20 protein-coding genes and 1 tRNA gene are annotated in these 24,287 nt (G+C 34.5%); 11 read left to right on the plus strand and 10 right to left on the minus strand.

Annotation, left to right across the window (positions count from 1 at the left end; all coding sequences use genetic code 11):
• Positions 1-52: 52 nt before the first annotated feature.
• Complete coding sequence (locus LX80_RS06055) at positions 53-691, minus strand: SGNH/GDSL hydrolase family protein (protein ID WP_245897999.1); 639 nt, start codon at positions 689-691, stop codon at positions 53-55.
• Between the two features lie 178 nt (positions 692-869).
• On the opposite strand from LX80_RS06055, the gene LX80_RS06060 reads away from it, so the two are divergent.
• The gene (locus LX80_RS06060; RefSeq protein WP_111294287.1) at positions 870-1,310 is read left to right on the plus strand and encodes an OmpA family protein; all 441 of its coding nucleotides are present in this window, start codon (positions 870-872) and stop codon (positions 1,308-1,310) included.
• Positions 1,311-1,442: 132 nt separating this feature from the next.
• A tRNA-Gln gene (locus tag LX80_RS06065) sits at positions 1,443-1,516 on the plus strand.
• 141 nt (positions 1,517-1,657) lie between these two features.
• Here LX80_RS06065 and LX80_RS06070 read toward each other — a convergent pair.
• Together LX80_RS06070 and LX80_RS06075 are read right to left on the minus strand one after the other, a co-directional pair.
• Entirely contained in the window at positions 1,658-4,036 is a 2,379-nt protein-coding gene (locus LX80_RS06070) for a M1 family metallopeptidase (protein ID WP_170120389.1), read from the minus strand.
• A gap of 12 nt (positions 4,037-4,048) precedes the next feature.
• A complete protein-coding gene (locus LX80_RS06075; RefSeq protein WP_245898000.1) occupies positions 4,049-4,732 on the minus strand; it encodes a HupE/UreJ family protein in 684 nt (227 codons plus the stop codon).
• On the opposite strand from LX80_RS06075, the gene LX80_RS06080 reads away from it, so the two are divergent.
• Positions 4,731-5,174 carry a DUF6702 family protein gene (locus LX80_RS06080; RefSeq protein ID WP_170120390.1) on the plus strand — a complete coding sequence of 148 codons (444 nt, stop codon included), beginning with the start codon at positions 4,731-4,733 and terminating at the stop codon, positions 5,172-5,174. The two genes, LX80_RS06075 and LX80_RS06080, sit on opposite strands and share 2 nt — an antisense overlap.
• Here the strand turns inward: LX80_RS06080 and LX80_RS06085 are convergent.
• A complete protein-coding gene (locus LX80_RS06085) occupies positions 5,164-6,849 on the minus strand; it encodes an ArnT family glycosyltransferase (protein ID WP_111294293.1) in 1,686 nt (561 codons plus the stop codon). The two genes, LX80_RS06080 and LX80_RS06085, sit on opposite strands and share 11 nt — an antisense overlap.
• 307 nt (positions 6,850-7,156) lie before the next feature.
• Here LX80_RS06085 and glmM point away from each other — a divergent pair, with 307 nt between their 5' ends.
• Complete coding sequence (gene glmM, locus LX80_RS06090; protein WP_111294295.1) at positions 7,157-8,545, plus strand: phosphoglucosamine mutase; 1,389 nt, start codon at positions 7,157-7,159, stop codon at positions 8,543-8,545.
• Positions 8,546-8,665: 120 nt separating this feature from the next.
• Positions 8,666-9,796: a cysteine desulfurase family protein gene (locus LX80_RS06095; protein WP_111294297.1), complete on the plus strand. Its 1,131-nt coding sequence runs from the start codon at positions 8,666-8,668 to the stop codon at positions 9,794-9,796.
• 144 nt (positions 9,797-9,940) lie between these two features.
• On the opposite strand, the gene LX80_RS06100 is transcribed toward LX80_RS06095, so the two are convergent.
• Together LX80_RS06100 and manA are read right to left on the minus strand one after the other, a co-directional pair.
• Positions 9,941-10,510 carry a DUF6580 family putative transport protein gene (locus LX80_RS06100; protein WP_111294299.1) on the minus strand — a complete coding sequence of 190 codons (570 nt, stop codon included), beginning with the start codon at positions 10,508-10,510 and terminating at the stop codon, positions 9,941-9,943.
• Positions 10,511-10,597: 87 nt separating this feature from the next.
• Positions 10,598-11,824 carry a mannose-6-phosphate isomerase, class I gene (gene manA, locus LX80_RS06105; protein WP_111294301.1) on the minus strand — a complete coding sequence of 409 codons (1,227 nt, stop codon included), beginning with the start codon at positions 11,822-11,824 and terminating at the stop codon, positions 10,598-10,600.
• A gap of 108 nt (positions 11,825-11,932) precedes the next feature.
• Here manA and LX80_RS06110 point away from each other — a divergent pair, with 108 nt between their 5' ends.
• Positions 11,933-12,289: a YraN family protein gene (locus LX80_RS06110; RefSeq protein WP_111294303.1), complete on the plus strand. Its 357-nt coding sequence runs from the start codon at positions 11,933-11,935 to the stop codon at positions 12,287-12,289.
• A 72-nt stretch (positions 12,290-12,361) separates the two neighbouring features.
• Here the strand turns inward: LX80_RS06110 and LX80_RS06115 are convergent, their stop codons facing one another.
• Positions 12,362-12,865: a YkgJ family cysteine cluster protein gene (locus LX80_RS06115; protein WP_111294305.1), complete on the minus strand. Its 504-nt coding sequence runs from the start codon at positions 12,863-12,865 to the stop codon at positions 12,362-12,364.
• A gap of 172 nt (positions 12,866-13,037) precedes the next feature.
• Between LX80_RS06115 and xerD the strand changes: the two genes are divergently transcribed.
• Both xerD and LX80_RS06125 read left to right on the plus strand, forming a co-directional pair.
• Positions 13,038-13,940, plus strand: a complete 903-nt coding sequence (gene xerD / locus LX80_RS06120) for a site-specific tyrosine recombinase XerD (protein ID WP_111294307.1) — start codon at positions 13,038-13,040, stop codon at positions 13,938-13,940.
• A gap of 62 nt (positions 13,941-14,002) precedes the next feature.
• On the plus strand, positions 14,003-14,845 hold the full coding sequence (locus LX80_RS06125; RefSeq protein WP_111294309.1) for a DUF2911 domain-containing protein: 843 nt from the start codon (positions 14,003-14,005) through the stop codon (positions 14,843-14,845).
• A gap of 76 nt (positions 14,846-14,921) precedes the next feature.
• On the opposite strand, the gene LX80_RS06130 is transcribed toward LX80_RS06125, so the two are convergent.
• Complete coding sequence (locus LX80_RS06130) at positions 14,922-16,181, minus strand: aminotransferase class I/II-fold pyridoxal phosphate-dependent enzyme (RefSeq protein ID WP_111294311.1); 1,260 nt, start codon at positions 16,179-16,181, stop codon at positions 14,922-14,924.
• A gap of 230 nt (positions 16,182-16,411) precedes the next feature.
• Between LX80_RS06130 and pafA the strand changes: the two genes are divergently transcribed.
• A complete protein-coding gene (gene pafA / locus LX80_RS06135; RefSeq protein WP_111294313.1) occupies positions 16,412-18,085 on the plus strand; it encodes an alkaline phosphatase PafA in 1,674 nt (557 codons plus the stop codon).
• A gap of 77 nt (positions 18,086-18,162) precedes the next feature.
• On the opposite strand, the gene LX80_RS06140 is transcribed toward pafA, so the two are convergent.
• On the minus strand, positions 18,163-19,395 hold the full coding sequence (locus tag LX80_RS06140) for an NADP-dependent isocitrate dehydrogenase (protein ID WP_111294315.1): 1,233 nt from the start codon (positions 19,393-19,395) through the stop codon (positions 18,163-18,165).
• Between the two features lie 96 nt (positions 19,396-19,491).
• Entirely contained in the window at positions 19,492-21,384 is a 1,893-nt protein-coding gene (locus tag LX80_RS06145) for an Nramp family divalent metal transporter (protein WP_111294317.1), read from the minus strand.
• A gap of 90 nt (positions 21,385-21,474) precedes the next feature.
• Between LX80_RS06145 and LX80_RS06150 the strand changes: the two genes are divergently transcribed.
• Together LX80_RS06150 and glgP are read left to right on the plus strand one after the other, a co-directional pair.
• Entirely contained in the window at positions 21,475-22,425 is a 951-nt protein-coding gene (locus LX80_RS06150; protein ID WP_111294319.1) for a hypothetical protein, read from the plus strand.
• Between the two features lie 198 nt (positions 22,426-22,623).
• A complete protein-coding gene (gene glgP / locus LX80_RS06155; RefSeq protein ID WP_111294321.1) occupies positions 22,624-24,276 on the plus strand; it encodes an alpha-glucan family phosphorylase in 1,653 nt (550 codons plus the stop codon).
• The last annotated feature ends 11 nt before the right edge of the window (positions 24,277-24,287 follow it).

Raw genomic sequence — 24,287 nt, forward strand, 5'->3', positions numbered from 1 at the left:
ATCAATTCTCAGAAACATTCAGCATGAAAGCAGTTATTGTTAACTGCTTTCATTATTTCATAACAGGCAATGTTTGCAAAACATCCCAAATTTTGGTTGCCACTAAATTATTACCGACATCATTTAAATGTACTCCATCCTTGGTTAAAAATCCTCTGTCAAAATTTGAAGTATTGTTTTTTTGAATATAATCAATTGCCGCTTTTCGCAAATCGCACAAGGGCAAATTATGGGTAACTGCTAAGTTTCTGATAATACCATTATACAAATCAATATCCTCGTCTTGCGGATTTTGACCTTGCCATTTTTCTCCAATGCTCAAAATGGTACATAATACAGTAGCTATACCCTGCTGTTTAAGTTGTTGAATGATAGCTGTATAAAATTGTTCAAATTTTCCTGCATCGGTTCCTGTGCCATGCGACAACTTATGCCAAACATCATTTACACCAATGAAGATAACTACCAAAGCAGGTTGCTGTTCTATTACATCTTGTTGCAACCTAAGATACAAATCATAAATTTTATTTCCACTAACTCCGGCACCAACACCAATCAAGTTATTGAAATGATGCTGCTTAAGCATATTGTTAAAAATTTGAATATACCCGCCGGGTAACAAGCCCATTTCAGTAATTGAATCACCGAAAAAAATAATTTTCTTTTTATTTTTTAAATGTGTTTGCGACATAAGCAACATTACAATTACAAATAAGGTTAAAAGAATGAGTTTACTTTCCATTAGCCATTAAGCTTCTTAAAGTTAATAATAAACCTTTTTGCCGTAAATATTTTATTTTTTTGTCAATATTTAATTTTACCAAATAATAGGCTGAACTTAGCTGTGCATTTACTTTTAAAATTTTGCCATGAAGCGACTATTGTTTTTAAATATATTTATATCATTATTTGTATCATTTGCTGTGGCAGCGGAACCTGATACTACCAGCGCACGTATATATTTTCCATTACAAGGATATAAACTTACCCAAAATGCCAAAATAATTTTAAATGATGTACTTCCCGATGATTCATCTATAACCCTAACCGGTATAACGATTTACGGCACTTCATTAGCCATTGAAAATCATGAAAAGCTGGCTTTAAAGCGTGCTCAACAAATAAAAAAATATTTAGTACACTTAGGAATTAAGTCATCTATTATACATATACAAACAATGATTGATACTTCAAATCAACTTAGCACAAACCATGAAGTAATGGTACCTATTAAAATTGATTATGATGCTGCACTAATTGAAAAAACAATTATTATAAGACCTCCGGCTAAACAAACAGAAGAATTTTGAATAAATAAGGTTCGGTAAATTAACATGCAATAACACTGCTAAAAAAATATACAGAATTGTGCGAAAATTTTTTGGAACAAACCTATTGCTACCCTATTTTTGCAGCCCAATATAAACATTGGACACCAGGATTGGGTTATGGTGTAACGGTAGCACTACAGATTTTGGTTCTGTCTGTCTAGGTTCGAATCCTAGTAACCCAACCAAAAAGCCGGTTCAACATTGAGCCGGCTTTTTTATTTTGCCTCCTCAAAATTTCTTTGCCCTAACAATTGTAAACAGGTTATGCAACCAAAAAAAAGCCGAAACAAACAGTTTGTTTCGGCTTATATATTCATTCAAAGAAATTAATTGGTTGCTTTAATTTCCTGCATTGGGTTAGGTGGATTCACCGGGTTCCTTCTATTCATCAATCCGGCTTTAAATAATTCAAACTTTGTGGGTTCATTTACTTTTGGCCATTGGTTGTTTGAAACATCAATATCGGCAGTTTCACGATAGGGATCTAACAAGATGGAAGTAACGGGCTTATTGGTAACGAAAACTTTGGTTACTTCATTTTCATTCTTACGCCAAATTTGTGCGGGTATTCTTTCAATTTCTTTGGTGCCATCATTAAAAGTAAATTGAACAATAATTGGCATCACCAAACCACCTTTATTTTTAAAAGTTACCTCGTATAAATGTTTACCTAAATATGGTTTTAATTCTTCTGCAGTAAATGGTTCAACTGCAGCAGGTTCAGGTAATTTTACTTTTATGGTAGAATCGTATGCAATAATTCCACGATCATATTTCCAATAAAAATCATGTAATGAAGTGTCTGCATCGGTTAAAAAAGTAATACTGCTATTTTCTCTATTCCTGATTTTAGAAATATCATCGAATTGTGGAACAGCAGGTTTTGCTAAAGGAATCATTCGTGCACCATTACGTTGCGGCATAATGCCGGTTGAATTTTCATTCACAACTGCATGTTTAACAGTATCAATAGCTATGTCGCAAGGTTCAGTAGTAAAAAACCAACCTCTCCAAAACCAATCTAAATCTTCACCGCTGGCATCTTCCATAGTTCTAAACAAATCGGCAGGTGTAGGATGTTTAAATGCCCAACGACGTGCATATTCTCTAAATGCGAAATCAAACAATTCACGCCCCATTACTGTTTCACGTAAAATATTTAATGCTGTTGCAGGTTTGGTATAGGCATTGGGCCCGAACTGAACAATATTTTCACTATTTGTCATAATAGGTTCTAATTGATCTTTCGGTAAACGCATATAATCGGTAATAGTCCATGCAGCACCTTTTCTGGAAGGAAATTTATTATCATACAATTCTTCCGTAAGGTATTCTACAAAACTATTCAAACCTTCATCCATCCAAGTCCATTGGCGCTCATCACTATTTACAATCATTGGGAAGAAGTTGTGGCCTACTTCATGAATAATAACACCAAGCATTCCATTTTTTACTGCTTCACTATAAGTGCCATCTTTTTCTGTTCTTCCGTAATTAAAGCATATCATGGGATATTCCATACCATTACTAGCTTCAATACTTTGTGCTACCGGGTAAGGATAAGGGAAAGTAAACTTAGAATAGGTTTTAATGGTATGTGCTACCACTTTGGTAGAAAATTTCCGATATAATCCATAAGCCTCTTTACCATAGGCGCTCATACACATAATTTTTTTACCTTCTATATAAGTAGGCATGGCATCCCAAATAAATTTTCTGGAAGAAGTCCAAGCAAAGTCGCGAACATTATCGGCATTAAAAATCCAGGTTTTCGTGGTGGTAGCTTTCCCCTTTTCTGCATTTTTTGCCTCATCTAAAGTAACAATTTCTACAGGCTCTTTGGCAGTTTGTGCTTTTGTCCAACGTGCATATTGCTGAGGACTTAAAACCTGTTGATAGTTTTGACAAGTACCGGTAGCCATTACAATATGGTCGGCGGGAACTGTCATTTGCACTTTAAAATTACCAAAGGTTAAAGCAAACTCACCGCGACCGGTGAATTGATGGTTTTGCCATCCTTGAAAATCGCTGTAAACGCACAAACGTGGATACCATTGCGTTATGGTAAATAAATAATTTCCATCTTCAGGAAAATATTCATAACCACCACGGCCACCCATTTGCATTCTGTCAGAAATTTTGTAGCTCCAGTTAATTTTAAAATTGAATTGCTGACCGGGTTTTAAAGGTTGCGGTAAGTCAATCCGCATCATGGTTTTATTAATGGTATAAGGTAAAGCCTTTCCCGTAGCTAAGTTAATTACAGCATGAATTTTATCGCCATATCCATTGTCTTCTTTTGAACTTTCTAAGCGATCAATCATGGTATTGGTTAAACGGTTACTTAAGTAACTGGCATCTTGGTAATTGGCATTATGTAAATTATTATGTTCGTTTTCATCTAACTGAATCCATAAGTACGTAAGCACATCGGGCGAATTATTATAATAGGTAATGTTTTCCGTACCGGTTAAGGTTAAATTTTTTTCATCAAGCGAACACTTAATATCATAGTCGCAACGTTGCTGCCAATATTTTGGACCCGGGGCACCACTGGCTGTGCGATATTCATTAGGTGTAGGTAAAATGGTACCCAATTGTTCAAACCTATTACCATGATTTGAACCCGGGTTGTTTTGAATGTTTTGCGCTTGCAAGTGCTGCACAAAAGGGAATAAAAAGCATAAAAAAATCCATTTTCTCATAGCATTCATGTTTTATATATGAAAAGGTAGTCTTTGAAAACACATTTCTAAAGATAGGGCAATAATGGCGGCTGACAAAAATAACAGATAATCACGCCTGCTTACCTTTAAAATAGAAACCAAGATAAAAGCAATAATTAAAATAATAAGCACAATGATTAATTGTCCTATTTCCAAACCACAATTAAATGCAAATAATTGCCAAATAATATTTTCGTTTTTTCCCAATAAACTTTTTAAATAGTTACTAAAACCTAACCCATGAATAAGTCCGAAAAACAGAGCAAAGAAATAAATGAGCGGAAATTTTGATTTAAATACGAATTTCTTTACAAACAAATTACTAAAAGCCGTAATAAAAATGGTTATTGGTATAAGAAACTCAATCCAGGCAGTTGAAAAGTGAATAATGTTTAAGACACTTAATGCTAAGGTTATAGAATGACCTATGGTGAATGCGGTTACCAACACCAATAATTTTTTCCAGTCGGAAAACTGATAGCGGGTACATAAAGCTGCCAAAAACAAAATATGATCTAATGCAGTGATATTGGCAATATGTTGACGACCAAGGGTAAAATACAAATTAAAATCGCTCATGGCGATGAATATAATACCGACATTTGTATCCACCAAAAAATTGCGATAAATGGTTGCTATTCTGTATAAATGGGTATTACTGGCTTTTATAAGCATGGCCCATCCGTTTTATGTGTCGGTTACCGACTTGCATTATAATGATAAAGAGAAAATGGTTGAAGTAAGCATTAGAATTTTTACTGATGACCTTGAAAAAACACTGAAAAATAATTTTAATAAAAATATCGACCTAACGCATCCTACCAATAAAGCTGAAGTAGATAATTATATTAACCAATACATTCTAAAGAAACTAAATATAAAAATCAACAATAGCATTGCAAAAATGAAATATGTTGGTTATGAAATTCAACAAGAAAGTACCTGGTGTTATTTTGAAATTGATAATGTAAATAGCATTCAATCCGTAGCTATTACTTCTACTCTATTATATGATTATCAACCAAGTCAAATAAACATATTTCATATTACGTATAACGGTAAGGAGAAAAGTTACAAATTAGATAATCCGAATAGCTTTGTAAGCTTTAGTTTTTAGTTATTTTTTTATTGGGAATGGTTAAATCAACAATAGCATAATGTTGTAAAACTTCAGGTCTGGTTTCAGGGTTTAAAAATGTAATGTTCAATTGGCTTACATGAAAATTATCTCCTTTATGCAACACTTTAGCATAGGGAAATTTTTGTTGAATGCGTTCTAAACTATCGGCATTGGTTACTACAATTTCATTTGGTTGTAATGCATTGATAGCAGTATCGGGAAAAATATATTGCCCATAAAAATAAAATGGATATCCGGGATGAATGCCGGCAGTAACAACCTTGCTTTTATCAATATGTTGTGCATTAATATATTCCGCTGCTGTATTGCCCATTTGGTATTGCAGTAAAGTTGGATAAAAGGCAGTATTCAAAAAAACATTAATGCCTATAATGGTAAAGAACGCAATAATCAACAACCGGTGAAAGTGTAATCGTTTAGAATAAAACAACGAATACATTAACAATAAACACAACGACGAAAGTGCAGCCACATATTTTGGAATGTCTGAAAAAGGGAAAGCAATTAAAACTATTAATGCCATCCATAATAAAGTAAATACAATTAAATGCAACAAAACCAAAGTTCGCCGCAAATGCCTCCATTGGTGTTCAAAAAATAATTGATATAAAAATTTAGCGGTAATAATTGCTGCTAACGGAAAAACCACAAATATGTAATGGGGTAATTGAGCCTGACTTCTTGCTAATACACAATATGTTAATATAAAACCGCCTGTTGTAATCCATTCTTGGTTCAACTGTAATTTACCTTTTTGTTGTATCAGCTTTTTAACTTCCAAGAACAATGCTATTAAGAAAAACAAGATCCACGGCAAAAAACTCCAAAGCATATTTTGAAGCAAGAAAGTAAATTCATTCATTTCTCTATTGGCATTCTCGCCGGTGTATCTACCAAAACTTTGTGTCCAGTAATAAAATTTTAGTCCGGATGTTATATAGTTACCCCCTACAATTTTTCCCGGATGCATATCAAACTGCCTATAAAGTCCTATGCTCATGGGTAACAATAAAATGGCAATGATTGCAATGCCTAATACATATTCCCAATGCCAAAAATGTTTCCAATCTCTACGCAAAATAAAATGAGGTAAAAAACACAATATGGGTACAATTAATGCAATGGGACCTTTTGTTAGCATTCCACCAGCAACGGCTATACTGGCAATAACAAAATGAATTATTTTTTTTGTGTTGAACCAAGTTGCAAATTGCCAAATACTTAACATTACCCAACCCATTAACATGGTATCAGTTCTTACATCATGATTCATTAAAAAAAGGGCTTGGCAAGAAGCTAATACCATTGCACTTAAATAAGCTATATCTTTTTTGTAATAAAGCAATGCAAAACGGTAGGTTGCATAAATAGCAAGTAATGAAAAGAAAAAAGAAGGTAAGCGATAAGCCCAATCATGTACACCCAAAACATACATACTAAAACCTGATAGCCAAAAAAGCATGGGTGGTTTATCTAAATAATCATGGCCTAAATCATATACCTGCAAAAAACTTTTATGCACATACATTTCACGGGAAATAGATGCGTATTGGGCAGCATCAATATCCATTAAAGGAATTAAAAATATTCCCAACAGGTAGGTAATAATACACAAACCAATAACCAATAAAACAACATTTTTTTTTAACATATCCGTTGCCTTAAGCCACCCATTCAAACATTTTTGCGCAAAATACAGTTAAATTAATGAGAATTATACAAACAAAACCTAAATATAACCTTAGTATTAAAAACCAACAATGCTGCAACTACTATGCCATGGTAAAAAATTATGCCTTTTAAGTATTGAATGCCAATAGAATACTAATATGTACCAACTATTTCAATTCATTATTTACTGCAACAATTTGTTTTTATGGCTGAATTACTTATAAAATTATCGGCAGATTCTATAAATTTGCAGACACACCTCTGCTGAGAAAATAATCCAAACTTATATGTCATTAATCAAAAGCATTTCAGGAATTCGAGGAACCATTGGCGGTAAACCCGATGAAAATTTAAGTCCGATTGATGTTGTAAAATTTTCTGCAGCATTTGGCACTTGGTTATTACAACAAAACACAACCAATAAAAAAGTAATTATTGGTCGCGACGGAAGAATAAGTGGTGCCATGGTACAAGAATTAGCTGCAGCCACACTAATAGCCCTTGGAATAGATGTAATTGATGCAGGTTTAAGTACAACACCTACCATTGAAATGGCGATTCAATTTGAAAAAGCGGCAGGTGGTATGATTATCAGTGCCAGCCATAATCCTAAAGAATGGAATGCATTGAAATTATTTAACCATTTAGGCGAATTTATTTCGGCTGAAGATGGAAAGCAAGTATTATCAATTGCAGAAAAAAACGAATTTAATTTTGCTTCAGTTGATAAATTAGGTAACAAAACTTTTGATGATACATTTATTCAAAAACACATACAAGCCATTGTTGCTTATGATTTGGTAGATGTACAAGCCATTAAGAAGAGAAAATTTAAAATTGTAATTGATGCAATAAACAGTACCGGCGCCATTGCAGTACCTGCATTATTACAAGCATTAGGTGTAAAGGATAGTGATATTGTTGTTTTAAATAGTGAAGTAACCGGAAAATTTGCACATAACCCCGAGCCTTTACCCGAACATTTACAAGAATTGTGCAATGCCGTAAATAAACATAAGGCAGATATTGGCATTGCAGTTGATCCTGATGTTGACCGTCTATCCTTTGTTTGTGAAGATGGAAGTTTATTTGGTGAAGAATATACCTTGGTGGCTGTTGCTGATTATGTGTTGAATAATAGAAAAGGCAATACCGTTAGCAACATGTCAAGCACCCGAGCATTAAAAGATGTTACCTTAAAACATGGTGGTAACTATTACCCTTCAGCAGTGGGTGAAGTAAATGTGGTAAATAAAATGAAAGCGGTTAATGCCGTAATTGGTGGTGAAGGAAATGGCGGTGTTATAGTTCCAGACTTGCATTATGGTCGTGATGCCTTAATTGGCATAGCGTTATTTCTAACCTTTTTAGCCAAAGAAAAGAAAAGTGTAAAGCAACTTCGCAATACCTATCCCGATTATTTTATTAGTAAAAATAAAATTGAGTTAGGTAAAGACTTTAACATTCAACAAATTTTTGACCAAATCACTAAGAAATATAAAAAATACCCCATTAATACAGAAGATGGTTTAAAAATTGAGTTTGAAAATGATTGGGTTCATTTACGCACCAGTAATACCGAACCTATTATTCGCATTTATGCCGAAAGCAACTTTTCAACCACAGCCGACAACATTGCCAAAAAAATGATGCAAGACATAAGAGAAGTAATGTAATAGGCTAAAAGTATATTAGTTTTATAAAAATTGCGGTTTACATGCTCATGTAAACCGTTTTTTGTAAGCACAATTACAGTATTTACCTTTACACATCATTATACTATACCTATCACCAACATGACCAAGAGAATTTATTTCGACAATGCAGCCACCACCCCACTCGATCCGGAAGTTTTAGCTGCTATGATGCCTTATTTAACTGAACATTTTGGAAATCCATCTTCTATTTACAGTTATGGCAGAGAAACGCGTATGGGCATTGAAAATGCACGTAAAACCGTAGCTAAGCTATTAAATGCCCATCCTGCAGAAATATTTTTTACCAGTGGTGGAACGGAAAGTAGTAACACGGCAATCAATGCTGCCATTGCAGATTTAGGTTGTAAACACATTATCACATCACCTATAGAGCATCATGCAACTTTACATACCGTTGAGCATTTACAAAATGCACACAACATAAAACTCAGTTATCTAAAGATTTTAGAAAATGGACATGTTGATTTACACCACCTTGAACAAATTTTAGCTGACAGTAAAGAAAAATGCTTTGTAACCTTAATGCATGCCAACAATGAAATTGGCAATATTACAGATATAGAAGCAGTTGGAAATATTTGCAAAAAATTTAATGCTATTTTTCATAGCGATACAGTACAAACTGTTGGGCATTTCCCATTTAATTTAAGAGAATTGCCTGTTCATTTTATTACCGGTGCTGCCCATAAATTCCACGGACCAAAAGGAGTTGGCATGCTGTATATTAATGAGAATATTAAAATACATCCGTTTATACAAGGTGGCGCACAAGAAAGAAATATGCGTGCCGGTACTGAAAATGTTTATGGTATTATTGGATTTGCCAAAGCCTTAGAACTTGCAACAGCCAATTATGAAACCAATAGCACCTACATTCGATCATTGAAAACCTATATGATGGAACAATTAAAAATGCACATTCCAGGCATTGGTTTCAATGGTGATACGTCTAATAATAGCCTATATACAGTACTGAATGTAAGTTTCCCCAAAACTGAAAAAAGCGAAATGTTATTATTTAATTTAGACATTCATAACATATGTGCCAGTGGTGGAAGTGCCTGCACCAGCGGAGCCGACCAAGGTAGCCATGTAATTAGAGCCTTTAACAATAACCCCAATAAAGTTGCGGTACGTTTTTCATTTAGCAAGCACAACACAAAGGAAGAAATTGATGAGGTGATTCAACACTTAAAAACAATGATTTAATTGAGTAGCCTTTTTGAAAATGCTGTATTAAAAAGCTTAATTAATCGATACGTACTGAAAAGAATTTTCAACTTATCCCAAAAACAACTGCGGCTGATTAATATTAATCAGCCGCAGTTGTTGTATAAAGTTTATGCCTTTATGCTATTGTAGTTTCATTGCCAGTTTTTTGAATGAAAGCATATGATAAATCATTAACAATACAGGCACAAAAACAAGTGTTGATAGTAAAGAGTTTTTATAAAATGGCAATCCATCTGTTAAACACATACCTAGCCCTTGCAATGTTAATGGACGTTGGTATCCGCCATGGGTAGCCCATACCCAACCATTGGAAAGTAAATAATAAATAGTAGGTCCGGCAATAATACCTATCAATATAGCACCATAACTTTTCCCTTTCAATAACCAGCCTGTAATAACCAACACACTTAAAAATAAATAATTCAAAAACTGATAACTATATATTCCGGGAAAGCCAAATAAACCGTTTAAATAAAGTATTTCTATAATTACATCGCTAGCTATCAAAGCAATTAACGGAAACAAAAAGGTAGAATGTTTTTGGTGTATCATCATGCCTGATACGAGTGCTATGGCCATAATGGGTGAGAAACCACTCCAGCTAATATTATTTGCAAAAACCAACTTGCAGCTAAGTGTAAGTGCTATTATTACAATACCATAAATAATATTTTTCAATGAAAGTTGCATAGGGTCATTTTATATATTTCAAAAATAAAAATTAGTTAATCATTGCAACAAAAATAAGCATTCTGGCGGTTATATTACTGCAACATTTTATAAAACCGGAACAAATGCCTTAAACAATTGTACACTACCACTACTGTTAATCTTGTATTCCGTATTAGGTGTAATAAAACAAGCTTCGCCCTGTTTTATTACTTTATTTTTGCCTGTGTTATCTTGAATAATAAAGCCACCCTCCACTGCTAAAATAATTTCCGGGGTAGCAGCCACTGTTTCATATTGTTTTGTCCCTTGCCATTGAATTTTATTTAAAGCAAAATCACTTACAGGACAACGATATTCACTTTCCGGTGAATGAAGGGTTATTGGTTTTCCTAATAAAACTTCCGGAATAATGGGTTCAATAATGGTATGCTTTAATAATTCAGCTACATCAATATGCTTGGGGGTTAAACCTGCTCGCAAAACATTATCACTATTGGCCATTAACTCAACATTTTGTCCTTCCAGGTAAGCATGCGGAACACCAGCCTGTTGAAATATCCCTTCGCCTTTTTTTAAACAAACTATGTTGAAAAAATAAATTGAAAAAATTCCCCTATCAATATTTTTCAATTCATCACTATTTTCAAAAAGCTTTGCCACCCACCAACCTGCATCAAATTTTGTTAGTTGCCCGGTAGCTTTTTTATGTAATTCCTTTCGAACTAAAGTATGTAACATAGCATTCACATCAGCTTGTTCCATTTCCATTACAAACTGATAAAGTGCTTTCAAACCTTGTTTTTTAAACAAAGGCAATAAAATACTTAACTCGGTTGTGTTGGCAAGTGTAGCTTCTATAGCATTTAAGCTTTTAAAACCGTGTAATAACCAAAACTCATCGCTCAAAGCAACCATTACTTCAGGCTTATGGTTTTTATCCCTATAGTTACGATGAGGTGCATTTATCGGAATCCCCGCATTTTCTTCGTTTTCAAACCCTTTTAAAGCATTTGCTTTAGTTGGATGCACTTGAATAGAAAGCATTTCGCGTACATCTAACACTTTTAATAAAAATGGTAATTCACCAAAAACTGAAAATACCTTGTTTGATAAAGTAAATTCAGGGTTAGCTTGAATGAAATCATATAAACTTATACAGGAGCCATCATCTAAAATTATTTCAGATGTGTGTAAGGCATGGGCACCTAACCAATATTCAGCATAAGGTTTATGTTCTGCATTATGAATACTTAATAAATGCGGTATAAAATCATACCCACCCCATGCATAGTGCTGAACTTTACCCTTTATTTTATATATCTTATCTTGCATGTATATTTATGAATTTAAATACAAATATGCCTACATTAGAATGTAAAAATTTGTATTACTATTGCTAAACTATGTTTTCCTTTGACTTGTAAAAATAAATTTTTACACATGTCATTAACCAAACAAACCGGCAATTATGGTGAAGAACTAGCTCAAAAATATGTAGTAGAGCAAGGCTTTAAAATACTACATACCAACTGGCGTCATAAAAATTGGGAAGTTGATATTATTGCAGAAAAAGAGGACATTTTACATTTTATTGAAGTAAAAACAAGGCAGTATTCCCCATTCGGATATCCGGAAAACAATGTAAAGCAGCAAAAAATGAATGCTTTGAAAAATGCAGCTGCTGTTTATTTAGAAAAAAATCCACAATGGCATTCCATTCAGTTTGATGTAATTGCCATTACACTTCAGAACAACTTGGTGAAGGAAATTTGTTGGATAGATGATGTGTTCTTTTAAATTTAAAGAAATACCCCTTTTTTCTTAAATTTAAGAAAAACCCCTCCTTTTTTTAAATTTAAAATTTCCAAACTAAAGCGGAATAGCCGCCATCATTTTTTCAACCATTGAATACGTAGCCGGGCAATATTGTACATTTTGCTGATGTACATGCAAGTATTGCACAACAGGCTTTTTAGTTAAATGTGGAAACCCGGCACAACTTTGTGGCCTAACGGCATAAATGCTACACTTGTTATCTTTTAAATTTAAAAATTGACAAGGTTGTTTATCATTTACCCAATCTTTATCTTTTTTATCGAAGTGCAACCAACGATTTTTCATTTCATCTACTGTCATGTTTAAGTGGGCTGCAATACGCTTCATGTCTGCATTGGTAAAAGTAGGAGTCATTGTTTTGCAGCAGTTAGCACATGTTAAACAATCAATTTCCTTCCATACAGCATTATTCAAAGTAACCACTAATTGATTCAATGAACGTGGTGCTTTTTTTTCAACTTTACGAAGATATTTTTTAAAGGCAGACTGATGATGCCTTACTTTTTGTTTAAACGAACGCAAGTTTACAGGTTGCATAAAATGTAAATATTACAAGTATTGCGGTAAATGTATTGTGGTTTTAGCAAATACAAAAATTAATGTTACAACTGATACAAGCAGTAATACTTAAAATAATGACAAAAACCTAAAACACATTAAAAGCCAGTTGTAATTTTAAATACATTATTTTACAACCTCATTTTAGGTTATGTGGGATTCATTTAAGAAAGGCTTTAAAATGTATTTACAGCTTGAGCGTTCCTTAAGCAATCATTCTATTGAAGCTTATTTACGCGATATAGATAAGCTAACCCAATATCTGCAACTAAACAATGCCAATAAAAATCCTTCAGAAATTGAACTAAATGACTTACAAAAATTTTTAGAATGGATTAGTGATTATGGGCTCTCTTCTACTTCGCAGGCACGTATTATTTCAGGTATTAAGCAATTTTACAAATACTGTTTGAGTGAACAAATGGTAAAAATTGATCCTACCCAACTATTAGAAGCACCAAAAACCAAACGCAGTTTACCTGAAGTACTCAGCTTTGATGAAATTGAAAGAATGATTGCACAAATTGATGTTAGCACTAATGAAGGCACCCGAAATAAAGCCATATTAGAAACCATGTACAGCTGTGGTTTACGAGTAAGTGAAGTGATTAGCTTAGCCATTAGCCAAATTTATGTTGATGTGGAATTTATTAGAGTTACCGGCAAAGGCAATAAAGAAAGATTAATACCCATAGGGCAATCTGCTTTAAAATATATACAGCTATACATTGATGGTGTACGCAAACACCTAAACGTTAGCAAGGGCTGTGAAGATATTTTATTCTTAAACCGCAGAGGCGGCCAACTTACCAGGGTTATGGTGTTTTACATTATTAAAGATTTAGCCCAAAAAGCAGGCATTCAGAAAAATGTTTCACCACACACCTTTCGGCATTCATTTGCCACACATTTAATTGAAGGGGGGGCCGACCTTAGAGCTATACAGGAAATGTTGGGCCATGAAAGCATTACCACAACAGAAATTTATACCCACCTTGATCGTAATTTTTTACGATCAACCCTACATAGCTTTCACCCGGCCTTTAAAAATTAACACCAAGAACTGGCTTATTCCAAAAAGGTTTAATAGGTTTGTAATTAAATAAACGCTGTAATATGAAAAAAATAGTATTTGCATCCATTGCATTATTAACCATGCAATTAGGATTTGCTCAAATTAAAGTTCCGGCTGCCAGCCCAACTGAAACCATTACGCAGGACTTTGGCATGGGTAAACTTGAATTAACCTACTCCAGGCCTAACTTAAGAGGAAGATCTGTTTTTAAAGATAATAGTGAATTGGCACCACTTGGAAAGGTTTGGCGTACCGGGGCTAATGCTTCCACTAAATTAAAAGTTACAGACCAAATTGACTTAGCAGGTAACCGACTTGATTCAGGTACATATGCCATTTTCACTATACCGGGAAAAAAAGAATGGACCATCATTATTAATAAAGATTCAAAAAATTGGGGAACTGATTACAGTGCGAATGATGATTTATTTCGATTCAATGTTCCGGCCGAAACTACTAAAGAATCAATGGAAACTTTTACCATGCAATTCACCAACATTCAACCCGAAAGTTGTGAATTACATTTAATGTGGGGAAATGTTGATGTAAAAGTGCCCATTATTACGCACATTGTAAGTAGGTTAAATGCTCAATTTGAAAAAGCACTTTCGGCCGACAATGTAAATCCTAACTTGTATTTTACTGCTGCAAATTTTTATTACGATATTGCCAAAGACTACAACAAAGCATTAACCAACGTAACCAAAGCAACTGATAATAATCCTAAAGCCTACTATATGTTTTTATTGAAAGCTAAAATTGAAAAAGCTTTAGGCGATAAAGCCAGTGCGAAAGCCGATGCTGAAAAATGCGTGCAATTGGCTACAGAAGCAAAAAATGATGATTATGTCCGCGGTGCTAATATGTTATTGAAATCATTATAACCATTTACTACCCCCAACAAAAAACTGCCGCTCAAATATTTTGATGCGGCAGTTTTTTTATTAATAACGAATAAGATTAATGCACTTCAGCCATATCAGGAATAGCATCTACCTTATATGCACCTGCATCTAATTTTGCTTTTGTTTCACTAAATGCATGCAATGTTTCTTGAATATCTGCATCAGTATGCACTGCAGTAGGAATTAATCGGTAAATAATATGTCCCTTCGGAATTACCGGATATACTACAATTGAACAGAAAATATGATAGTTCTCACGCAAATCCATTACCATGGCTGTTGCTTCCTCAACGCCCCCCTTCATGTAAACAGGTGTTACTACTGAATCGGTTTTACCAATATCAAAACCTCTTTCCTTAAGCCCTTTTTGTAATTGTAAAGCATTGTGCCACAATTTAGCTTTCATTTCGGGCATGTTTCTTAACATTTCCAAACGCTTTAAATTACCAATTACAATAGGCATTGGTAAGCTTTTGGCAAATATTTGCGAACGAATATTGTAGCGTATATAATCAATAATTACTTTAGGACCTGCTATAAAAGCACCAATAGAGGCCATTGATTTAGCAAATGTGGAAAAATAAAGATCAATTTCATCTTGGCATCCTTGCTCTTCACCGGCACCTGCCCCGGTTTTACCCAAAGTGCCAAAGCCATGCGCATCATCAACCAATAACCTAAATTCAAATTGCTTTTTTAAAGCAGTAATTTCTTTTAGTTTTCCCTGATCGCCGGCCATTCCAAAAACACCCTCTGTAATAACTAAAATACCGCCGGCTTTTTGTTTATCAATTAAAGCAGTAGCTCTCTCCAATTGCTTTACTAAATCTTCCATATCATTGTGCTTGTACACATAACGATGCCCTGTATGTAAACGAAGACCATCAATAATACAAGCATGGCTTTCAGCATCATAAACAATTACATCATGTCTGCTGCAAAGCACATCAATGGCACTCATTATTCCCTGATAACCATAATTCAATAAAATAGCATCTTCTTTATGCTCAAAGGCAGCCAACTCTTTTTCCAATTGTTCATGATAGTTACTGTTACCACTCATCATTCTGGCACCCATGGGAGCAGCTAAACCAAATTCTTTAGCAGCTTCTGCATCCGTTTTTCTAATTTCCGGATGATTGGCTAAACCCAAATAGTTATTTAAACTCCACACTATCATTTCTTTACCGCGAAATTTCATGCGACTTCCAATCTCACCCTCTAATTTCGGAAAGGCAAAATAACCATGCGCTCTCTCCCGGTGTTGCCCAATGGGGCCGTAATGCTTTACTAATCTTTCAAAAATGTCTGCCATGCCACAATTAAGTTTTTTAAATAAAAAAATTACTTACATATTGAAAAACCTGTCCATCGTTAAAATGGCTTGGTTAATAGCGATATGTTAGTCAGGTTGCAAAATTAGTAAATTGCTAAAATGATGGCCCAAAAAAGATTTTTGAATGTAAAATGGGAAGTTTAAACAATAAATTAATCAACCCAACAAGCTTATGGTGCTTATCTTTAACCCTTTAAACGGAAATTATTATGAATAGAAAAAAAATGTTAATGTCGCTTGCAATGGTCATTTTAGCCATTTCAGGTGCAGTTGCGCAAAATAAGCCAAATAACAACGCTTCAGATGCAACGATTGCCAGACCCAAATTAGTGGTTGGAATTATTGTAGATCAAATGAGATGGGATTATTTGTATAGATTTTATAATGTTTATGAGCCTAACGGTGGATTTAAAAGACTATTAAATCAGGGTTTTTCATGCGATAATACTTTAATGCCTTATTTACCCACAGTAACAGCAGTTGGTCATACCTGTGTGTATACCGGTAGTGTACCTACCATTGCCGGCATAACCGGCAATAACTGGTATGATAACAATACCCATAAAACCGTTTATTGTACCGATGATGCCAGTGTAAGCACTGTAGGAAGCACTACCAAAGCAGCCGGAGAAATGAGCCCTCGTAACCTTTGGGTAACTACTATTACTGATGAGTTACGACTTGCCACCAATTTTAAAAGCAAAACAATTGGCCTATCCATCAAAGATCGTGGTGCCATTTTACCCGCAGGCCATGCAGCCAATGCGGCTTACTGGTATGACTATCAAACCGGTAATTTCATTTCAAGCACTTATTATATGAACCAATTACCGGAATGGTTAACGGCTTTTAATAATAAAAAATGGGTAGATACTTATTATGAAAAGAATTGGTCTCCTTTATTACCCAAAGCCACTTATGAGGCACTTTGCGATGCAGATGTGAATGATTATGAAAGCCAACCTTTTGGAAAAGACCAAAAAGGTTTTCCTTACAACTTAGAGAAATTTAAAGGGAAAGATTACAGCAAAATTGCCAGCACTCCCTATGCGAATGAATTGTTAGAAAACTTAGCTGAAACCACCATTGCCAATGAGCAATTAGGCAAAGGGAATGCCACCGATTTCTTAGCGGTTAGTTTTTCAAGTACAGATTATATCGGGCACGCATTTGGTCCAAATAGTTGGGAAGTGTTAGATGTTTATGCCCGTTTAGACAGAACATTGGGGAAATTCTTTGATTATTTGGATAAAACAATAGGCAAAAATCAGTACACCGTATTTTTAACTGCCGACCATGCAGGCGCACAAATTCCGGAATTCTTGGCTAAACACAATATACCGGGTGGCAGAGCCGATGATCCGGATATTAAACGTTCTTTAAACCAATATTTGGCAGAACAATTTCATCAGCCCAATTTAATTAATGCCGTTTGGGAATTTGATGTGTATTTAAACCACAACTTAATTGATTCATTACAATTAAACCAAGCTGCCATTGAAAAAAGCATTGCTCAATACTTACAAAAAGATGACAGGGTTTTAACTGTAGTAAACAAAGCGAAAGCTGCTACTGCTTCATTACCCGTAAATATTAGAGAAATGATTGTAAATGGATATACACCAAAACGCAGCGGTGATTTACAAATCATCATGAAATCAGGTGTTATGGATGCAGGTAAAACAGGAATGAGTCATGGCGTTGCTTATACCTATGATACACACATTCCTTTGTTGTTTTATGGTTGGGGTATTCAAAAAGGGCACTTAAACAGAACAACTTACATGACAGATATTTCAGCAACCATTGCTGCTTTATTAAAAATACAAATGCCTAGTGGATGTATTGGCCAACCAATAACTGAAGCGTACAGAAATAACTAAAAGCAAGTCAATACATAAAAGAAAAGCAGTGCTTATAATTGGGCACTGCTTTTTTGTTGAAATGGTTTAAGAAAAATTTATTGAGCAAGTTTGGCTTGCAAATTAGTATTTAAAGTTTCTAAAAACTCTTCAGTATACAAATAATGTTCGCCATGTTTTACTTTATTGCCATAAATACAAACGGCCAAGTCTTTGGTCATTTTTCCGCTTTCTACGGTTTCAATACAAACCGCTTCTAAAGCGTGACAAAAATGAATAAGTGCTTCATTGTTATCTAATTTGCCTCTAAATTCCAAACCACGAGTCCATGCAAAAATGGAAGCAATGGGGTTGGTTGAAGTAGGATTACCTTTTTGGTATTCACGATAATGGCGTGTTACAGTACCATGTGCAGCTTCAGCTTCCATAACTTTTCCGTCAGGTGTAATTAATGTTGATGTCATTAAACCTAATGAACCAAAGCCTTGTGCAACGGTATCGCTTTGTACATCACCATCATAGTTTTTACAAGCCCAAACAAAATTACCATTCCATTTTAAAGCTGAGGCAACCATATCATCAATTAAGCGATGTTCATAAGTAATGCCTGCTGCTTCGAATTTGGCTTTAAATTCATTTTGATAAATTTCCTCGAAAATATCTTTAAAGCGACCATCGTATTTTTTTAAGATGGTATTTTTGGTTGATAAGTACAATGGCCATTTTTTATTCAAAGCTTGATTAAAGCAAGCATGAGCAAACCCACGAATACTTTCATCGGTATTGTACATAGCCAATGCTACACCGTCACCTTTAAAATTATACACCTCAAATTCTTGAATATTACCATCTTCACCCTCAAACTTTATGGTAAGTTTACCTTTACCTTTTGTAACAAAATCGGTTGCACGATATTGATCGCCGAATGCATGACGACCAATGCAAATAGGTGCTGTCCAGTTAGGAACTAAACGAGGTACGTTTTGACAAACAATTGGTTCACGAAAAACAGTACCATCTAAAATATTTCGGATTGTGCCATTGGGGCTTTTCCACATTTGTTTCAGGTTAAACTCTTTTACTCTTGCTTCATCGGGCGTAATAGTAGCACACTTAATACCAACACCTACTTTTTTTATGGCATTGGCGGCATCTATGGTAACTTGGTCGTTAGTGGCATCGCGGTGCTCAATACCTAAATCAAAGTATTGAATATCTACATCTATATAAGGTAATATCAACTTATCTTTAATGTATTTCCAAATAATGCGGGTCATTTCATCACCATCCAGTTCCACAACGGGATTAGCTACTTTAATTTTTTCTTTCATATAACAATTGATTTATTTAAGGGATACAAAAGTAGGGTTTTTGGCATTTTATTGAACTTTAGTATTTACAACTTCTACCCTATTTATTTCATGCCACTAAATGTTCACTACTAACACCGGAATTTTAACGCGATGCCTTACAGTTTCAATGGTTTCACCAAATAAATAATCTTTAATGCCCCTGTGTTGATGGGCGCCCATTACCAATAAATCAGCTTCGTATTCTTCTACAATTTTCACAATAGCTCGCTTTCGGTGATTAAAACCTAATACAGTAATAGCACTATGCCCCATTTGTGTTAATTGTTCAGCATATTTGTTTAATCGCTCTTGGTCGCGTCGTGTTTCATCATCATCACTCATTTTTCCGGAAAAAATTGAGGACACACTTTCTACTATGTGAATAAGAATATACTCGGTATTTTCATTGCCTTGTGCCAATGCATAAGAAATGAGTTTTTCATCTTTATTGGAAAAACCAAGAGCTATGGCAATTCTTTTATTTTCTTTCACAGGTAAGGTTTGAAGTTGCGGAATTTCGCCATGCATTTTAAATATTTTGTGCATTCGATGCCGCACTACTAAAGGTAAAAAAGTGGTGGTTAAAAATAGCCAGGTGAAAAAAACAGCTGCAATGGCAACAACAATTTTCCAACCTAAATTTCCGGGTTCGGCATATAACTCAGCGGCCTGCTCTACCACCATTTTTACATTCAAATAAATTAGAATAAGGGCAACAAGCCATGAAACAAGCTTTAGGGGTAACCCAATGGCAAATTTTCCCATGGTAGCCTTATCGCTTACAAAATGAATAAGTGGCACCATGGCAAAACCAAGTTGTACACTTAATACTACCTGACTTAAAATTAACAATGCGTCTATTCTGTCATCACCATAAACCAAAATAGTAAACACAGCAGGGATAATGGCTAGTAAACGAGTAATAAGTCTACGCAACCAAGGGTCTATACGAATATTAATATAGCCCTCCATTACAATTTGCCCTGCGTAAGTACCTGTAATAGTTGAGCTTTGCCCTGCAGCAATTAAAGCAATAGCAAATAAAAGCGGTGCTAATTTTGTACCCAATAAAGGTTCCAGTAATCTATGGGCATCTTCAATTTTAGCCACATCTGTATTTCCCGTAGTAAAGAAAACAGAAGCAGCTAAAACTAAAATGGCTGTGTTTACAAAAAAAGCTGCATTCAATGCCACAGCGCTATCAATATTATTGTATTTTATAGCACGTTTTAGCCCTTCTTCATCGGTACTTATTTTGCGCGTTTGTACCAAAGCAGAGTGTAAGTATAAGTTATGTGGCATAACGGTAGCCCCAATAATTCCTACGGCAATATAAAGTGCACCACTACTTAAATGATGTGGAACAAACCCCCTAACAACATCACTTAAAACAGGTTTTGCCAAAAGTATTTCCACCAAAAAAGAACCACCGATAATTAATACCAATGCAATAATAAAAGCCTCTAACTTTCTAATACCAAAATTCTGTAATAAAAGCAAAATTAAAGTGTCGAATACCGTAATACATACTCCCCAAATTAAAGGCAAGCCGGTAAGTAAATTAATACCCAAAGCCATTCCTAAAACTTCTGCCAAATCACAAGCAGCAATGGCAATTTCCGCCAAAACATACAAACTAAAATTAATAAATTTGGGATATACTTCGCGGTTAGCTTGCGCTAAATCTTTTCTTCTTACAATACCTAACCGTGCACTTAAACTTTGCAATAATAAAGCCATTAAATTACTCATTAGCAATACCCAAATAAGTGTATAGCCAAATTGTGCACCACCTTGTAAGTCGGTAGCCCAGTTTCCGGGATCCATATATCCAACACTAACCAAGTAAGCCGGGCCAATATATGCTAAAATTCTGCGCCATCCCTTTTTAGGTTGCTTTGTAGTATCTACACTTTCATGAACCTCGCTTAAAGATGCCTCGCTACTGTGTTGTATTATTTTATTCATAAATATTCCACACAAATTTAACTGTTTCAATATGGCAAAACAATTAAACTTAAATGATAATTGTTATTTTTAAACTTCGAAATTAACAACATGAAAAAACTGCAACAATTATTGGGAATTACATTTGTTATTTTTTTTATTTGTTGTCAGCAACAAAAAAAAGATTTCAGTGGTTCAAAACCCATTAATAGCAATGATTTTTTTGCGGCATTTCCTCCTATTAATTTACCCGTAACAATTGCTGATACTAATATTAATTCATTTTCCGACACAACCTCTATTGGCTTAAAAGCAATGGAACAATTTATTCCGGACAGTTCAGTAATTCCCTACAGCTTCAATAAAAAAGCTGTTGTACATCCGGTTGGAAGTATTCAAAAGGCAAAAGAAAAATACTTATTAGCCAATTTCACCATAAAAAATAATACCCATTTGGTTGTATATGTGTTTAATGAAAAGAATCAATTCATGGCAGCGAAAGAATTGGTAACCATGAAAAATAATGATGGATATTTTCATAATGTTTACATTAATAAAGAACCCACTTTTTTAATTAGCCGAGAAAAATACAGCTCTGACAAAAAACTATTGTACACCCGAAATGGCTGGGTTTACAATAACGGTAACACATTTATGATAGCCATGAGTGATGGGAATGAGAATACAGTAAAAAACAATACCATTATTAATCCTATAGACACATTACCACAAAAAAATAAATTGAGTGGTAACTACGTAAAGAATAGTAAAAATTTTATTGCCATTCGAGATGGCAAAACACCTAAACTTTACCATTTTTTCATACACTTTGAAAACAGTGACAATTGCACAGGTGAATTAAAAGGCACATTAAAAATGATTAATGAAGAAAAAGGGGTTTACAAAGAAATAGGTGAACCTTGCGGCATTGAATTTATTTTCAAAAACAATGAAGTTACATTTAAAGAAAATGGTAAATGCGGCAATAAAAGAGGTATTCAATGCTATTTTGATGACACTTATCCCTTACAAAAAAAACATAAAGCAGCAAAAAAGAAATAACGCTACTATTCTATAACTTTTATAGAATAAACACTACAAACGTTTGCAGTTCATAATTTTTACAATTTTATACCGCAACTTTCAAACAATTAACATAGCTTCAACTTTCATAACAAAACAATGTGTAAAAAATACATTTTAAATAAAACAGTTAAATTGCATTCCCAATTCAAATAACCAACCAAGAAAAAACAACGTATGAACTTTCGAAGCTTTCAGGTGCCATATGCAGTTAGTGAACAATACAATAAGCGCGCCGCCTACTTTTCAATGGAATTTGCGATACACCAACCTTTAAAAATTTACAGTGGTGGTTTAGGATTTTTAGCAGGCTCACATTTAAGAAGCGCTTACGAGTTGCGGCAAAACATGATAGGTATTGGTATTTTATGGAAATACGGTTATTACGACCAAACACGCAACCAAGACCAAACTTTGCAGCCCACATGGATGGAAAAAATTTATTCATTTTTAGAAGATACAGGTATAAAATTCCAAATTATTATTCATGACCATCCGGTTTGGGTAAAAGCCATGTATTTAAATCCGGAAACATTTAAAACAGCGCCTTTATTTTTATTAACTACTGATTTACCGGAGAATGATTATGTTTCACAAACAATATCGCATAGGCTTTACGATGCTAATGTATCAACCAAAATTGCTCAATTTATGTTGTTGGGCATTGGCGGTGCTAAATTAATTGATGAAATAGGCTTTAATCCGGATGTATATCATTTAAATGAAGCACATGGAGTTTCCGCTGCATTTTATTTATTGAATAAGTTTAAAAGTGTTGAAAAAGTAAAAGAACACTTGGTGTTTACCACTCATACTCCCGAAGAAGCCGGCAATGAAAAACACGATATTTACTTGTGCCAGAAAATGAGTTACTTCAGTGGTATCAGCATTGATGAAGTGAGGAAATTAACCGGCATTCAGGATGATTTGTTTAATCACTCACTAGCTGCTCTTCGCTTTGCACGTAAAGCCAATGGCGTTAGTCGTTTACACGGAGAAGTAAGTAGAAAAATGTGGAGTCATTATGATGGCATCTGTGAAATCATTCACATTACTAATGCACAAAACTGGCGTTATTGGGCTGATAAACAATTGTACAAAGCCATGGAGGAAGGTAACGACCTGGCTTTTGACGATAGAAAAAATTATTTAAAAAGAAGGGCTTTTGAAATTGTTGCTGACCAAACCGGAAAGTTATTCGATCCAAATGTATTAACTATAGTTTGGGCAAGAAGATTTGCAGGCTATAAACGTGCAGATTTCTTAACGCAAAACTTAGAACGATTTGAAAAATTAATTAACAACCCATCAAAACCTGTTCAAATAATTTGGGCCGGTAAGCCCTACCCTGTTGATTATCCGGCTATCAGCCAATTCAACAATTTAGTGCACTTAAGTAAGAATTATAAAAATGTAGCCGTACTAATTGGGTATGAGCTTACACTTAGCAAACGTTTAAAACAAGCAGCAGATGTTTGGCTAAACAATCCAAGGGTACCAAGAGAAGCTTCAGGAACAAGTGGTATGACGGCTGCCATGAACGGAGCAGTTAATTTTTCAACAGATGATGGATGGATTCCGGAGTTTGTGAATCATGGTAATAATGGTTTTGTTGTACCGAAGGCCGATTATGAAAACTTAAGTGTTCATGACCAGGATAATTACGACTTAAATAAAATGTATGAAATTTTAGAGCAACAAATTGTTCCATTATACTATAACAATTTTGAAACCTGGCGCCAAATTATGAAAAATGGAATGCGAGATGTTCGCTTCCAATTTGATAGTAATAGAATGGCACATGAATACTATGAGTTAATGTATAAATAATCATTTCAAGC

The sequence above is a fragment of the Hydrotalea sandarakina genome, assembly GCF_003254115.1.
Classification (GTDB): domain Bacteria; phylum Bacteroidota; class Bacteroidia; order Chitinophagales; family Chitinophagaceae; genus Hydrotalea; species Hydrotalea sandarakina.

Coding starts and splice junctions, on each gene's coding strand:
- LX80_RS06115 (WP_111294305.1), bottom strand. CDS start 12,865: ATGCAACCTGTAAACTTGCGTTCGTTTAAACAAAAAGTAAGGCATCAT.
- LX80_RS06145 (WP_111294317.1), bottom strand. CDS start 21,384: ATGAATAAAATAATACAACACAGTAGCGAGGCATCTTTAAGCGAGGTT.
- LX80_RS06070 (WP_170120389.1), bottom strand. CDS start 4,036: ATGAGAAAATGGATTTTTTTATGCTTTTTATTCCCTTTTGTGCAGCAC.
- LX80_RS06055 (WP_245897999.1), bottom strand. CDS start 691: ATGTCGCAAACACATTTAAAAAATAAAAAGAAAATTATTTTTTTCGGT.
- glgP (WP_111294321.1), top strand. CDS start 22,624: ATGAACTTTCGAAGCTTTCAGGTGCCATATGCAGTTAGTGAACAATAC.
- manA (WP_111294301.1), bottom strand. CDS start 11,824: ATGCAAGATAAGATATATAAAATAAAGGGTAAAGTTCAGCACTATGCA.
- LX80_RS06150 (WP_111294319.1), top strand. CDS start 21,475: ATGAAAAAACTGCAACAATTATTGGGAATTACATTTGTTATTTTTTTT.
- LX80_RS06110 (WP_111294303.1), top strand. CDS start 11,933: ATGTCATTAACCAAACAAACCGGCAATTATGGTGAAGAACTAGCTCAA.
- LX80_RS06140 (WP_111294315.1), bottom strand. CDS start 19,395: ATGAAAGAAAAAATTAAAGTAGCTAATCCCGTTGTGGAACTGGATGGT.
- pafA (WP_111294313.1), top strand. CDS start 16,412: ATGAATAGAAAAAAAATGTTAATGTCGCTTGCAATGGTCATTTTAGCC.
- LX80_RS06075 (WP_245898000.1), bottom strand. CDS start 4,732: ATGCTTATAAAAGCCAGTAATACCCATTTATACAGAATAGCAACCATT.
- LX80_RS06080 (WP_170120390.1), top strand. CDS start 4,731: ATGGCCCATCCGTTTTATGTGTCGGTTACCGACTTGCATTATAATGAT.
- LX80_RS06085 (WP_111294293.1), bottom strand. CDS start 6,849: ATGTTAAAAAAAAATGTTGTTTTATTGGTTATTGGTTTGTGTATTATT.
- LX80_RS06125 (WP_111294309.1), top strand. CDS start 14,003: ATGAAAAAAATAGTATTTGCATCCATTGCATTATTAACCATGCAATTA.
- LX80_RS06100 (WP_111294299.1), bottom strand. CDS start 10,510: ATGCAACTTTCATTGAAAAATATTATTTATGGTATTGTAATAATAGCA.
- LX80_RS06095 (WP_111294297.1), top strand. CDS start 8,666: ATGACCAAGAGAATTTATTTCGACAATGCAGCCACCACCCCACTCGAT.
- LX80_RS06060 (WP_111294287.1), top strand. CDS start 870: ATGAAGCGACTATTGTTTTTAAATATATTTATATCATTATTTGTATCA.
- LX80_RS06130 (WP_111294311.1), bottom strand. CDS start 16,181: ATGGCAGACATTTTTGAAAGATTAGTAAAGCATTACGGCCCCATTGGG.
- xerD (WP_111294307.1), top strand. CDS start 13,038: ATGTGGGATTCATTTAAGAAAGGCTTTAAAATGTATTTACAGCTTGAG.
- glmM (WP_111294295.1), top strand. CDS start 7,157: ATGTCATTAATCAAAAGCATTTCAGGAATTCGAGGAACCATTGGCGGT.